The 13709-nt window shown below is 69.0% G+C and carries 10 protein-coding genes; 6 read left to right on the forward strand and 4 right to left on the reverse strand.

Annotation, left to right across the window (positions count from 1 at the left end; genetic code table 11):
- Positions 1–34: 34 nt before the first annotated feature.
- Both AB0B96_RS21725 and AB0B96_RS21730 read right to left on the reverse strand, forming a co-directional pair.
- A complete protein-coding gene (locus AB0B96_RS21725) occupies positions 35–1732 on the reverse strand; it encodes an FAD-dependent oxidoreductase (RefSeq protein WP_362901169.1) in 1698 nt (565 codons plus the stop codon).
- Between the two features lie 7 nt (positions 1733–1739).
- Entirely contained in the window at positions 1740–2771 is a 1032-nt protein-coding gene (locus AB0B96_RS21730) for a LacI family DNA-binding transcriptional regulator (protein WP_362901171.1), read from the reverse strand.
- A gap of 231 nt (positions 2772–3002) precedes the next feature.
- Between AB0B96_RS21730 and AB0B96_RS21735 the strand changes: the two genes are divergently transcribed.
- A complete protein-coding gene (locus AB0B96_RS21735) occupies positions 3003–4046 on the forward strand; it encodes a hypothetical protein (protein ID WP_362901173.1) in 1044 nt (347 codons plus the stop codon).
- 217 nt (positions 4047–4263) lie between these two features.
- On the opposite strand, the gene AB0B96_RS21740 is transcribed toward AB0B96_RS21735, so the two are convergent.
- A complete protein-coding gene (locus tag AB0B96_RS21740) occupies positions 4264–5325 on the reverse strand; it encodes a LacI family DNA-binding transcriptional regulator (RefSeq protein ID WP_362901175.1) in 1062 nt (353 codons plus the stop codon).
- Between the two features lie 142 nt (positions 5326–5467).
- On the opposite strand from AB0B96_RS21740, the gene AB0B96_RS21745 reads away from it, so the two are divergent.
- From AB0B96_RS21745 to AB0B96_RS21760, 4 genes are read left to right on the forward strand one after another with little or no spacing between them, the layout of a single operon-like run.
- Entirely contained in the window at positions 5468–6835 is a 1368-nt protein-coding gene (locus AB0B96_RS21745; protein ID WP_362901177.1) for a hypothetical protein, read from the forward strand.
- 7 nt (positions 6836–6842) lie between these two features.
- Positions 6843–7811: a sugar ABC transporter permease gene (locus tag AB0B96_RS21750; RefSeq protein ID WP_362901179.1), complete on the forward strand. Its 969-nt coding sequence runs from the start codon at positions 6843–6845 to the stop codon at positions 7809–7811.
- On the forward strand, positions 7808–8632 hold the full coding sequence (locus AB0B96_RS21755; RefSeq protein WP_362901181.1) for a carbohydrate ABC transporter permease: 825 nt from the start codon (positions 7808–7810) through the stop codon (positions 8630–8632). The genes AB0B96_RS21750 and AB0B96_RS21755 overlap by 4 nt, the downstream gene beginning before the upstream one ends.
- A complete protein-coding gene (locus AB0B96_RS21760; RefSeq protein ID WP_362901183.1) occupies positions 8629–9840 on the forward strand; it encodes a glycoside hydrolase family 68 protein in 1212 nt (403 codons plus the stop codon). The genes AB0B96_RS21755 and AB0B96_RS21760 overlap by 4 nt, the downstream gene beginning before the upstream one ends.
- A gap of 162 nt (positions 9841–10002) precedes the next feature.
- On the opposite strand, the gene AB0B96_RS21765 is transcribed toward AB0B96_RS21760, so the two are convergent.
- Positions 10003–11133, reverse strand: coding sequence for a ricin-type beta-trefoil lectin domain protein (locus AB0B96_RS21765; protein WP_362901185.1), 1131 nt, complete (start codon positions 11131–11133; stop codon positions 10003–10005).
- Between the two features lie 915 nt (positions 11134–12048).
- Between AB0B96_RS21765 and AB0B96_RS21770 the strand changes: the two genes are divergently transcribed.
- Positions 12049–13709 (forward strand): alpha-L-fucosidase (locus AB0B96_RS21770; RefSeq protein WP_362901187.1); only part of this gene is annotated, 1661 nt, incomplete at its 3' end.

Genomic DNA, 13709 nt, shown 5'->3' on the forward strand with positions numbered 1-13709 from the left:
GTGACCGGTCGCCCGGCCGGTGCCGCTCGTCCGGTCAGTAGCCGGTCACCTGCGGCCAGCGCAGCTCGACGCCGTCTCGGGTGAGCCGCCGCTGGAAGTCGGCGAGCAGGCCCTCGTCCTCGCGTACGGCGTGCGGGGTGGTGGCGTTGTCCAGGCAGAAGGCCGCGAGGGCCCCCGCGGCCTCGCCGACGTTCCACTCCACCGGGTGCAGCCGGTAGGCGCCGTTGGTGATGTGGGTGGTGCCGATGTTCTTGGACGCGGGCAGCAGGTTGGTCATCCGCTGCGGCACGAGCGCGCCGAGGGGGATCTCGAACGGCGAGCTCGCCACGTCGATGTAGTTGTCGCCCCCGGTGGAGGGGTGCAGGTCGATGCGGTACATCCCCACCCCGACGGAGTCGGCGTAGCTCACCGCGCCCTTGTCTCCGCGCACCGCGAACGACAGGTCCTGTTCGGCCACGGTGTACAGGGCGCGGACGCGGCGCGACTCGCGGATGTAGGGCGCCTGGGCCAGCCCGTCCTCACCGCCGCCGGTGACGTCGCCGCGCAGGCGCAGGCCGGGAAAGCCGGTCCCGCCGTCGGCGCGGGGCGCCTCGGTCTGCATCCAGTACAGCACCGAGCGCGACAGCTCGCGAGCGGCGGCCACGTGCGCGGCGGCGTCCGGCACGTCGATGACCGGGCCCTCCAGGTAGTCGATCATCGGCCAGTTGACCAGGGTGATGTCGCTGTCGTAGGCGCCGTCGGCGAAGTTGCGCCGCGCGGCGATCCTGCGGAACGTCCACAGGTTCGCGTCACCGGGGTTGAGGCGTTGGTCGGCCTCCACCAGCAGCGGGTCGTCGTCGGGGTTGGGGGTGAAGGAGCGTTCCACGATCTCCAGGGTCCTGGGGTGCGGGCAGCGCCAGGACAGCAGCCGGTCGCCCCAGAAGTCGGGCTGGTAGCTCCTCCAGAACTCGTAGGCGGCGGGTTTGTCGATGGTGTGGTCTCCGTCGACGTGGTCGATCGCGAAGCACACCGAGACGGCCTGCATGTTCATCGGCTGGGCCTCGGCGGGCGCGCTCGGCTCTCCGGTGTCGCCCTGCGACTCGAACCCCGTCACGTACTCGGTGCCGGTCAGCGGCAGCAACTCGCCCGTCTCCGTGGCGTCCAGCACGTACGGCGCGACGGCCGTGACCTCGCCTTTCCCTTCGCGGTGCTCCAGGCGCACGGCCCGCACCCGGTCGCCGTCGACCTCGGCGCCGACCGGCCGGTACGGCTGCAGCACGCGCAGCCGCCCGGAACCCCGGTACGGCGCGAGCATGGCCTCGATCACCGCGACCGCGACGCGCGGCTCGTGGCACAGGCGGCTCACGTGCCCGGCGCCCGGGTTCAGCTCCCGCCAGGCCCGCGACCGCGCGGTGAGCGGGTAGTGGTCGCGGTAGTAGCGGCGGATGCCGTCGCGCAGCGCCCGGTAGGAGGCCGTGACACCGAACCGCTCCACCCAGGAGTGCTCGTCGGGCGGTACGGCCTGGCTGGTCAGCTGCCCGCCGAGCCAGTCGTACTCCTCGGTCAGGATCACGGTGCGCCCGGCTCGCAGCAGCGCCAGGGCGGCGGCGACGCCACCCAGTCCTCCGCCGACGACCACCGCGTCCGCCGATATCTCAACCACGTCGGGGCTCTCTCCCATCATCGTCGTTCTCTCCGCCTTCTCGCCGTTCCCGGCGTTCTTCGCCTTCTCGGCGCTTGTGGCGTTCCGCACCGTCCGGTCAGCTCCGGACCGGTGCGAGCGTGGATCCCTCGACCAGCTCGCAGGGCAGTAGTTCCTGTGGCGTTCCCCCGCCGCGCTCCAGCAGCCGCGCGAGCAGCTCGACGGCCCTGCGGCCCATCTCCCGCCGGGGGATGCGGAACCCGGTGAGGTCGACGTCGACGCGAACGGGCCTGGTCGGAGCGCCCAGTGCGATGAACGACAGGTCACCGGGGATCCCAAGACCCCGCTCACCCGCCGCGTGCATGATCGCCACGGCGTCGGCGGGCTCCTCGGCGAAGACCGCGGTCACCCCCGCGGCCGACAGCTCGTCCAGCATCTCCTCGGGGGTCCTGCCGATGACCGGCACGTGCACCCCCTCGGCTCCGACGGCGGCCACCGCCTCGCGGAAGCCGCGCATGCGGTCGGCCGGCGACTCGGCACCGGCCCCGGTGCCGACGTAGGCGAGCCGCCGGTGGCCGAGCCCGGCCGCCCGGTCGACCAGGGCGCGCACCGCGGGCGAGTAGTCGGCGCCCACGTACGGCACCGGGGCTCCAGCGTCGTCGCGGCGGCCGATGGAGACGAAGGGGATGCCCTCGGTCAGCAGCCGGGCCAGGTCGTCGCGGTCGACGGCCCGCCCGAGGAGCACGCAGCCGTCCGCCAGCCGCACCCGGCTGTCCTCGTTGAAGATGCGGCGTCGCTCCCCCGCGGCCCTGGCGCTGGTGAACAGCAACAGGTCACAGCCCATCTCCTCGGCGCACTCCTCGATGCCGAGCAGGAAGGGGTGGTAGAAGTCCGCGCTCGCGGTCGGGAAGACGGCCTCGTAGGTGAAGACGCCCAGGATGCGGTTGCGCCGCTCGGCGAGCCGCCGGGCGACCGGGTCCGCGACGTATCCGGTCTCCCTGATCACCCTCAGCACCCGCTCGCGCGTCTCCGGGGCGATGCGTACCTCGGCGTCGATCCGGTTGTTGAGGACGAGCGAGACCGTCGTCTGGCTCACCCCCGCGATGCGGGCGATGTCCTGCTGGGTGAGCCGGCGGCCGGGGGCGGTCACGATTCGTAGCGTCCCATCTGCTGATAATGCGCATTAGCGAAGTTGGGACGTCATCCTGCAATCCGCGGCGGATCCTGTCAAGAGCCGGGCTCCAGGATCTTGCTCTGGAAATTTCGCCGGTGATAATCCGTATTAGCACCTTGACGAGCGGGCACGCCTGACCGAATCTTTGCGATCAGGGAGAAGTCCTCACCATCACTCACGGTGAAAGTTGTCGCGAAGGGACGTTCCATGTCTGAACCCCTCCTGGACCGCCGCGGACTCCTGCGCGCGGCGGTCGGTGCCGGCGTGGCCGGCGGTCTCGGGCTCGCCCTTCCCGGGACGGCCACGGCGGCGATCGCGCAGGCGTCCGTGCAGGCGTCCGCGCTGGCCGGCACGACCGCGGCGCTGGGACCCGCCGGATTCCCCACCTACCGCTACATCGGCACGGCGTTCGACAAGGCGAGCCTGCGCTACAACCCGACCAACGAGCTGATCTTCCCCTGCATCCGGGGCATGTACGACAAGATCGCGAGCCCGCTGGGGCGCTACTACCTCTACTACGCTCCCCACGACGCGCCCGGCGGCATCTGCCTCGCCTACGGCAACTCGCTCGGTGGCCCGTTCACCGAGTATCCGAGCAACCCGATCATCTCCAGGACCTGGTCACCGCACTACTCGGTGAGCCACATCTCCTCGCCGCACATCATCTGGAACGCCGCCGACCGGCGGTTCCACATGTACTTCCACGGCGAGAACAACACCACCCGGATGGCCTGGTCGACCGACGGCGTGCGCTTCACCTACCACGGCACGGTGCTGACCACCGCGATGATCCCCGGCTCGACGGAGACCTCCTACGCCCGGGTCTTCGAGCACGCGGTCCCGGGACTGGGCAACAAATACGTCATGGTCTTCATGGGCGTCACCGGCGGCTCCCGCAAGATCTTCTGGGGCTGGTCGTCCAACGGCATGGACTGGCGGTTCGACCCGACCCCGCTGGTGTCGCCCGGCCCCGACGGGCAGAGCGACCTGTCCGGGCCGTCCCTGCTCAAGCGCAACGGCACCACCTATGTCGCCTACCACGGCAACAGCGGAAACATGTTCCTCACCGAGGTGGGCAACGCCTTCGACCGCGAGGTGCACCTCGGCGTCTTCCACCGCCCGCTGACCGGAGCCCCCGACAACGGCCGTAGCGCCGCCCCCTCCTTCGGCACCGACGGCGGCGTGGCCTACATGTTCTACGAGGCCGGCCGGCGCGGCGGTTCGACGATCGCCGTCGCCCGCGCCGTCTAGCAACACGCGCCCTCGCCATCGCCCGGGGCCCGTGACGCGCCATCCCGGCGCGTCACGGGCCTCGCGGGCATCTCGGGAGAACCGCCTGGCCGGTGAGCACCTCCCCCGGATATGGGAGAGTTCGTGCGCCCGCACCCGGGGTGCGGCGCTGATCGGCGGCGGCTCACGCCGCCTCGCCTCGCCCGCCCGAGGACGTGACCCCACGGATTCGCGCGGTTCAGACTCCCGGTGGCGCGACGGACTCGCGGTCGCGCAGCGGCATCGGGACCCGGTGCGTCTCGCTCTGCCGACCGGCCCCGCCGTCACGATGACGGCCGATCTCCGCGAACAGCACGTCCACCGCCTTGCGGCCGAGATCGTAGTGCGGGAGGGCCACCGTGGTGAGCTTGGGCCGCATCCACGAGGCGAGGGGGTGGTCGTCGAACGAGATCACCGAGACGTCCTGCGGGATCCTCAGCCCGTGGTCGCTGAGCGCCTGGTACGCGCCGAGCGCGATCCTGTCGTTGAAACAGATCAACGCGCGCGGGCGCCCCTTCTCCAGGATCGCACGGGTGGCGTCGAGGCCGTACTCCGGCTGCCAGTCGGGGCAGACCCGCCCGCTCGCGATCTTGACGCCCGCCTCGCCCAGCACCTCGCGAATGCCGGCGAGCCGTTCCACGGCCGCGACACTTCCCGCAGGCACGTTGCGCATCCCGGGGCCGGCGCCGACCAGGTGGATGCCGTCGCGATGGCCGGCCTTGAGCAGCAGGCGGGCGGCGGTACGACCGGCCTCGACCTCGTCGGGGATGATCGAGGAAAGCGGAGAGGGCTGCTTGGGAAGCGCGTTGAGCAGGACCGCCGGAGCGGCCGTTATCGTCTTCGGCACCTTGATGGTCCTGGTGAACATCGAGGCCAGGATGATCCCGTCGACCTGACGGTCCTGCATGGCCTGCAGCAGGGCGCGTTCGAGCTCGGGGTCTCCCTCGGTCTCACCGATGAACAGCATCACGCCGCGTTCCCTGGCGGCCTCGAGAGAACCTTTGATCATGTCGCCGGCGAGCCGTGAGGTGGCGATCGTGTCGGACACGAAGGCGATGGTCCGCGTCGTGCCCGTGCGCAGCCCCACGGAAACGATGTTGGGCCGATACTGCAACTCCTCGGCGGCCTTCAGCACTCGTTGCTCGACGTCCTGGGATATGCGCAGCTCACGGCCTCGGCCGGACAGGACGAGCGATGCCGTGGTGGTGGAGACAGCGGCTATCTTGGCGACATCGGCCAGTGTGACCCGCTTTGGGCTCACCGAGAGACCTCCCACGTTGTGAGGGTTGACAGCCAGCTATACGTGTGGTGAGACTACCGCATTGCTAATCCGATTTAGCAAATGAGTTCCCAGGACACCCGGCGGATTGCCGGCGAGTTCCCGATCAACCAAGGAGACGCATATGCCGCGTCGATTCAGCCCTCATCGCCGGGCGGTGCTCATGGTCGTCCTGGGGGGGACGCTGGCCGCCGGTTGCGCCGCACCGGGCAACAACAACGCGCCGCAGCCGGAGGCCGCAGGAAGCAGCACGCCGCTGTCGGCCGCACCGACCTGCGGGACCGACCCGATCACGATCAACGCCTACTTCGAGACCGGTTTCCCCCTGCCGAAGGCGCTCACCACCGAGTTCTCCGCGCAGCACAAGAACGTCACGTGGAACATCCGCGAGGACCAGTTCGCGGTGATCACGCAGAACGCCCCGCGTGTCCTCGCGGACGACCCGCCGGACCTCATGCGGCTCCCCCAGGTCTCCGAGCTCGTCAAGAACAACCTGCTGAAGAACCTCGACGACTACGCGAAGGTCTTCGGCTGGGACGCCTGGCCGGAGTCCCAGCTCGCGCAGCTGCGCCTCGGCCCCGGGGGCAAGACCCGAGGCGAGGGGTCGCTGTACGCGATGGGCCTCAACTTCAGCATGACCGGCGTCTTCTACAACAAGAAGCTCGCCGAGAAGATCGGGATGTCGTCCCCACCGACCACCCTGGCGGAGCTCGACGACGCGATCTCGAAGGCCAAGAAGGAGGGCGTCACCCCGATCGCCCAGTTCAACGGAGGAGCCACCGGCGGGCTGGCGTTCCCCCTGCAAGGTCTGATGGCCGCCTACGGCACGGCCGGGCCGATCAACGACTGGATCTTCCAGAAGCCGGACGCCACGATCGACACGCCGACGAACCTCCAGGCCGCGCAGCACCTGGAGCGCTGGATCAAGGCCGGATCCTTCTGGAAGGACATCAACGCCGTCGACTACGCCACGATGATGAGCCGCTTCATCGGCGGTGACGGCCTGTTCATGTTCAACGGCGACTGGGAGTCCGGCAACCTCGACAAGCAGATGCCCGGCGACGTGGGCTTCTTCCTGATGCCGTCCGCGCAGGAGGGCGGCAAGCTGGCCGCGATGTCGGCTCCCCTCACCTTCGGCATCGGCGCCCAGGCCAAGAACGCCGACTGTGCCGCGTTCTTCCTCAACTGGGTGGCGAGCGACCAGAAGGCGCGCGACATCGCCGTGGAGGTCGGAGGATCGCACCCCATGGGTCCCGCCGACGCTCACATGCCGCCCCTCGCCCAGGACACGGTGACGGCGAGCACGCTCGCGGCCGGAGCGAAGATCGGTGAGGACAACGGCGCGATGGACTTCATCGCCAACGCCACCGGCGCGATCTACGCCAAGAGCTGGACCCCGCAGCTGCAGAAGCTGGTCGGCGGACAGCAGACCCCAGAAGGCCTGCTGAAGTCGGTGCAGAGCGACTACCAGAGTCAGGTCGAGGGGAGCTGAGCACGCCATGGCACGGCCGACTCCCGACACGGCGGTCGATCTCGCCGGGACCCGGTCCGGGCCGAAGGCCGTGACGAGGAGGAGGAGCCCCGCCCGATCGGCGGGGCTCCGCCCGCGGCGCTGGATCGGCTGGCTGTTCGTCGTTCCCGCGCTCGCCTTCTACGTGGTCTTCGTCCTGCGGCCGATCCTCCTGACCTTCCAGTACTCGCTGTACACCTGGGACGGCATCGGCTCGTCCACCTGGGCGGGCCTGAACAACTACGCGAAGGTCTTCCTCGACCCCGACCTGTTCGCCTCCATCGTGAACGCCTTCGAGCTGATCGTGTTCTTCAGCGCGATCCCGGTCGTGCTGGGCCTGGTGATCGCCTCGACGATCCGGCGGATCGCCACCAGCCGGCTCGCGCTCGTGGCGAGAACGGTGATCTTCCTGCCGCAGGTCATCCCGCTCGTCGCCGCCGGCATCGCCTGGAGCTGGCTGCTGTCGTCGACCGGTCTGATCAACCAGCTGCTCGGCTACGCCGGTCTCGACGGCGTGACCCGCGCCTGGCTGGGCGACTTCTCCACCGCGCTGCCCGCGGTCGGGGTGATCGGCGCGTGGGTGCTCCTCGGCCTGTGCACCCTGCTGTTCCTGGCGGGCATGAGCAAGATCGACATATCGCTGTACGAGGCCGCCCGGCTGGACGGCGCGGGGCCGCTCCGGGAGTTCCTCTCGATCACGGTGCCCAGCCTGCGGCAGGAGATCGGCGTCTGCGTCACGGTGACCGTGATCGCCGCCCTCGCCAGCTTCGACATCATCTACATCTCGACCCAGGGCGGGCCGGGGAACGCCACCATGGTCCCCGGCCTGGAGATCTACTACCTGGCCTTCTCCGACCGGCAGGTGGGAACGGCCTCGGCACTCGCCGTCGTGCTGATGCTGCTCGTGCTCATCTTCGCCCTCCCCATCCAGTGGCTCACCAGGAACAGGTCCACATGATCACCGGACATCGAGAGGCGTGGACGGGAAGGGTGCTGCTCGTCCTGCTGATGACGGTCACCCTTCTGCCGTTCGTCAGCCTGTTCGTCACGGCGCTGCACCCGTCGGGCACCTACCCGCTCGGACTCTCCTGGCCGAGCGACCCGCAGTGGGGCAACTTCGTCCAGGCATTCCAGGTGGCGCGGATGGCCGAGCTGCTGAAGTCGAGCACGCTCATCGTGCTCGGGGTGGTCCCCCTCGCGCTCATCATCGCGACGATGGCGGGATTCGCCATCGGCCACCTGCGGATTCCCGGAAAGCACGTGGTGTTCCTCGCGTTCGTGTTCGGGCTGACACTGCCTTTCGAGGGCATCATCACCCCGCTGTACTACCAGGTGCGCGACATGGGCCTGCTGAACACCAGGTGGGCGATCATCCTTCCGCTCATCGGGCTGTTCATGCCGTTCTCCGTCTACTGGATGCGCGCGCACTTCGTGAACATGCCCGAGGAGCTGTCGGAGAGCGCGCGGATCGACGGGGCGAACGTGTGGCAGCTGTTCTGGCGCGTCCACGTCCCGCTCGCCATGCCGGCGATCTCGTCGCTCGCCATCCTGCTGTTCCTGTGGACCTGGAACCAGTTCCTGCTCGCCATCGTCCTGGTCGACGACCCGCTGCAGCGCACCATGTCCGGCGCGCTGGGTGCCTTCCAGGGACAGTGGGGCACCGACATCCCGCTGCTGTGCGCGGGGTCGCTGCTCATCCTGACTCCCACACTGCTGATCTTTCTCATCTTCCAGCGCCGGTTCGTCGCGGCTCTGCTCCAGGGCTCCCTGAAGGGATGACACACCTCATGTCGTTGCTCGGCACCGATACCGAGACTGGATCGCCTGGACACGGCGACGGCCGGTCGGCGCGGTGGGACCGGCGCCATCTCGCCCTGCTCACCGACACCCCCGCGACGACGGCGCCGGTCGTCGGTACCGTGGCCCTGCCGCGCGTGCTGCCGCACGACGACGTCTGGGACCTGTGGCCGATCCAGGAGGAGGACGGCTCGACCTCCACGGTTCTCGGCCACGAGCTGTGGATGGGGCTGTCGGCACCCGCCGCCGGACACCCCGAGGACCGCCACGACCACGCTCGCGTCCGACTGCTCGCCAAGGACGGCGACGACTGGAAGGACCTGGGGCACGCGTTCGCCGACGGCGCCTCGCCGGGCAGCCGCGAGTGGTCGGGGTCGGCGGTCCGCAGACCCGACGGCACGGTGTCGGTGTTCTACACGGCCGCCGGCCGGCGAGGCGAGGCGCGCCCGACGTTCGTCCAGCGTGTCGTGGAGGCACGTGCCCGGCTGGTCGCCGACGGCGACCGGATCGTGCTGGAACCGCACGCCGAGCACCGGGAGATCCTGAGCTCGGACGGCCGGACGTATCTGCCCGCCGACGATGTCGAGGGGGGTCCGGGGAAGATCCGGGCCTTTCGCGATCCCGGCTGGTTCCGTGATCCCGCCGACGGGCGTGAACACCTTCTCGTCGCCGCCTCCGTCGCCTGGGAGGATCGCTACACGGGCGCGGTGGCCATCGCCGACGCGGCGCCCGACGGCTGGTCGCTCCGGCCGCCACTGCTGGTGGCCGACGGGGTCAATCACGAGATCGAACGACCGCACATCGTCGTGCACGGGTCCTCGTACTACCTTTTCTTCTGCACGCACCGGCATTCGTTCCATCCCCCGAGGTCGGCGCCCACCGGCCTGTACGGCTTCGTGGCCCCGAGCCTCACCGGACCGTACGAGCCTCTGAACGGCTCCGGGCTGGTGGTCGGCAACCCCGAGAGCGAGCCCGATCAGGCGTACGCCTGGTTGGTGCTGCCCGATCTTCGGGTGGTGAGCTTCCTCAACTACCCGTCCACGGGCGGCGAGGATCCGATGCGGATCCCGGCCACGCAGGCGAGGGCCGGTTTCGGCGGGACGAACGCGCCGGTCCTCGAACTCACCCTCGACGGGGTGAACGCCTCCGTGGCGCGGGGACGCGAGAGCGGCGCGGGGACGCTCCCATGACCCCGCGCCGCCCGGTGCTCCCGCCGTGCGGCGGGAGCACCGGGCCGGTCCGGCCCGGCGGGTCGGCCTGAACGATCAGGCCGACGCGCCGGTAGCCGGACCGGTCGGCGGGGTGGGCCTGCCTGGGGGGTACAGGCCCACGCGCCGTTTGGGAAGTACGGATCAGACGCGGGTCCAGCGCTGGTTGCCCTGGCCGTTGCAGTCCCAGATCTGGAGTCTGGCACCGTTGGCGGTGGAGTTGTTGGACACGTCCAGGCACTTGTTCGCACCGATGGCGGTGATGCTGCCGTCGGAGTTGAGGCGCCACTTCTGGTTGTTCTGGCCGTTGCAGTCCCAGATCTGGACCTGCGCGCCGTTGGCGGTGCTCTGGTTGCTCACGTCCAGGCACTTGTTGCCGTAGACCCGCAGCTCACTCGCGCCGGTCGGCGCCCAGCGCTGGTTGTTCTGGCCGTTGCAGTCCCAGATCTGCACCGCGGCGCCGTTGGCCTGCGAGACGTTGGCGACGTCCAGGCACCTGCCCGAACCGACCCCCCTGATCGCGCTCGTCGGCGAGGGCGAGGGCGTCGAACCGGGGTCGCCGGGCTGACCGATGCTGCCGGAGACCGACTGGAGGGCGGCGTACCAGGCGGCGGCCATCTTGTCGTAGCCGCCGGCGGTGGGGTGGATGCCGTCGATCAGGTCGGAGGTGGTCAGCTTGCTGTGCATGTCGACCAGGTGGACGCGCTTGCCGCTGTTCACCTTGTTCTGCACGATGCCGGGGATGGCCGCGTTGAAGGTGCGGGCGGCGGACTCCTGCCCGGAGTTGGACAGCGGGATGATGGTGGCGACGAACACGTCCGCGTCAGGCACGGTCGCGGTGATGCGGTCGATCAGGGTGGAGAGCCGCTGGGGCGCGCCGCCCACGTTGTAGTTCTGCAGGATGTCGTTGGTGCCGATGTGCAGCAGCACCGTGCGCGGATTCTGGGTGCGCGCCCAGTTCGTGATGTTCGCGTCGATCTGGTCGATGCGCCAGCCGGGGTGCCCCTGGTGGTCGTGGTCCCCCAGCGAGGCCGGCCCGTTGAACTGTGACCCGACGAAGTCCACCGTGTACCGGCCGGAGACCAGCCGCTGCCACAGGCCGATGCGGTATCCACCCGGCACCTGCGTGCCCTCGGTGATCGAGTCGCCCAGCGGCATGACCCGCACGCCGCCGTTGGACTCCGCGCCGGCGACGCTCGTCCGCGTCACCGCACCCAGCGCGACCACGATCACAGCCAGAAGCGCCGCTGTGAACCAGCGTCTCCACCTACGCATGCTCAACCTCTTTCCGAAAGCTGAGAGCAGTGACTGCTGACAGCTCGTTTAGCGCTGACGGTCTGTATTCGGAGCACTTTCCAACGAATGTCATGTGGCGGCGGGAGCGGCTCGGGGCACCTCGCGGGTGCCCGCCGGTCACAGGGCTGCGAGGTCCGATGGATCGGGTTGGTCCGGCTTTCGCCGTGCGGAGAATCCTCCTGTCGAGAAATCGGTGACCGTGGGAGGGAATCGCGGATGTGGTGTGTGGCCGGGATTCACGGTCGCCGAGTGGGCCTTTTTGGAGGGCGGGGAGATGTGAGCGCTAACATTTTTCTGCCGGTCGCGGCCTCTTCCAGCGTCGAATGATTGTGGTGGTGCAGCGGAGCAAACACGAGGCGAGGAGAGGCTGTCAAGAGCCGGAAACACGGCGAGACGAACCGGAGACGGAGACGGAGACGGCTCCATCTGGTGTTTCACAGGTCACCGCACCGAACGGGCCGGGGTGACGTGATGAAAATTTCACCGCCGACGTCTCGCCCCGGAAGGGGCACCACGCCCTGCAAGGACCCGCAGACGCCGAAGCGGGTCCATCACGTGTGCGGCACGCGGCGAGACAGATCCTTCCTGCGTGACCTTGACACATTTTGTAATAGTTTCCACACTGAGTCCCCGAGACGGCCCCTATGCCAAGTCGGTGGTGCGCGGCGGGGGCCGTCGACCACGACGCCCGAGTGGTGTGTCCCCCCGATGACGGGACGCGGCGTCGATCTCGCGGGGTGTCGCCCCCGCGGTCATCCGGATGTCCAGGTGGCTCCGACAGCTCGTGCACCAGGTGAGAGGGCGCGCACGACCTTCACCCGGCACACGGCCACGGCGCTCATCCCACCTGCGGAACGGCCAGGAGAATCCCCCCACTCCGAGAGGTTTCCGCTCATGTCCTCATCCTTCTCGTTACCGTTCAGCCGCCGCGCGCTGCTCGCCGGAGCCGGAGGCGTCGCAGCCGCCGGCCTGCTGGGATCGCGTCCCGCGTGGGCGGCAGGCGCCCCGAGCAGTTACACCCCGACCTGGGAGTCGGTCGACCAGCACCCGCCGGCTCCGGAGTGGTTCCAGGACGCCAAGTTCGGCATCTACTACCACTGGGGCGTGTTCAGCGTCCCCGCGTTCGCCAACGAGTGGTACCCGCGCACCATGTACTTCAGCGGCTCCAACGAGAACAACCACCACAGGAATGTCTACGGGGATCCCTCGGTGTGGCCGTACCACAACTTCATCAACGGCGCCCCTGACAAGGCGGGCAACTGGGTGCAGTTCGCCCCCAAACTCAGGTCCGCCGGCGGCAACTTCGACCCCAACGAATGGGCGCAGCTGTTCGTCGACGCCGGCGCCAGGTTCGCGGGGCCGGTGGCCGAGCACCACGACGGCTACTCGATGTGGAACAGCAGGGTGAACGAGTGGAACTCGGTCGCCACCGGCCCGAGGCTCGACCTGCTACGGCTGCACGCCGACGCCATCCGGGCCAAGGGCCTCAAGCTGCTGGTCTCCCTGCACCACGCCTACAACTTCACCGGCTTCTTCGAGCGCGTGCCCACCCAGTCCACCGCCTCCCTCAGGAAGCTGTACGGCCAGCTGGACAGGACCGCGGAGAACCAGCTCTGGTACGACAAGCTCAAGGAGGTCATCGACGGCTACCAGCCCGACGTCATCTGGCAGGACTTCAACCTCCCCCAGATCCCCGAGACGCAACGGCTGAACTTCCTCGCCTACTACTACAACCAGGCCATCGCCTGGAACAGGGAGGTGGTCGTCACCTACAAGGACGGCTTCAACAACAGGGGCGAGGTCTACGACTACGAGCGCGGCGGGCCGGCGGGCATCCAGACCCCCTACTGGCTGACCGACGACAGCATCTCCAGCTCAAGCTGGTGTTACACCAACGGCATCGGCTACTACTCGCTCAACGCCATGCTGCACTCGCTGATCGACCGGGTCAGCAAGAACGGCAACATGCTGCTGAACATCGCCCCGACGGCCGATGGCACCATCCCGTCCGGGCAGCGGACGATCCTGCTGGGCATCGGGGACTACCTGCGGCGCTTCGGCGAGTCGATCTACTCCACCCGGGCCTGGACGGCCTTCGGCGAGGGCCCCACGCAGATGGGCGGCGGCTCCTTCGTCACACCACGCGCGGGAACCAACAGGGACATCCGCTTCACGCGCAACAAGACCAACACGGTCCTGTACGCCACCGTGCTCGGCTGGCCGGGCGCCACCCTGGACATCACGACCCTGGGCTCGAACCGGATCAACCTGAGCGGCCTGACCTCGGTGCAGCTCCTCGGCTCCACGGCCGGGTCGTACGTCGACCTGCCCAACCGCAGCCAGGACGGTTCCGGCCTGCACGTCTCGATGCCGTCCTCCACCGCCCCGTTCAGCGCCCCGGCGTACGTGGTCAAGCTGACCTTCTCCGGTCAGATCCCCGCCCTGGGCTCGGGCCCCACCCCGACGGGCTATGTGCGGATCACCAACGGCACCACCGGCCTGGCACTGGACAGCGGCGGCAACGTCGCCTCCGGATCGAACCTCAAGCAGTGGAA

The organism is Streptosporangium sp. NPDC049046 (assembly GCF_040649155.1).
Lineage (GTDB): Bacteria > Actinomycetota > Actinomycetes > Streptosporangiales > Streptosporangiaceae > Streptosporangium.

Bases quoted from the DNA above. Each gene is read 5' to 3' on its own strand.
- AB0B96_RS21735 (WP_362901173.1), top strand. From the start codon at position 3,003: ATGTCTGAACCCCTCCTGGACCGCCGCGGACTCCTGCGCGCGGCGGTC.
- AB0B96_RS21745 (WP_362901177.1), top strand. From the start codon at position 5,468: ATGCCGCGTCGATTCAGCCCTCATCGCCGGGCGGTGCTCATGGTCGTC.
- AB0B96_RS21750 (WP_362901179.1), top strand. From the start codon at position 6,843: ATGGCACGGCCGACTCCCGACACGGCGGTCGATCTCGCCGGGACCCGG.
- AB0B96_RS21755 (WP_362901181.1), top strand. From the start codon at position 7,808: ATGATCACCGGACATCGAGAGGCGTGGACGGGAAGGGTGCTGCTCGTC.
- AB0B96_RS21760 (WP_362901183.1), top strand. From the start codon at position 8,629: ATGACACACCTCATGTCGTTGCTCGGCACCGATACCGAGACTGGATCG.
- AB0B96_RS21765 (WP_362901185.1), bottom strand. From the start codon at position 11,133: ATGCGTAGGTGGAGACGCTGGTTCACAGCGGCGCTTCTGGCTGTGATC.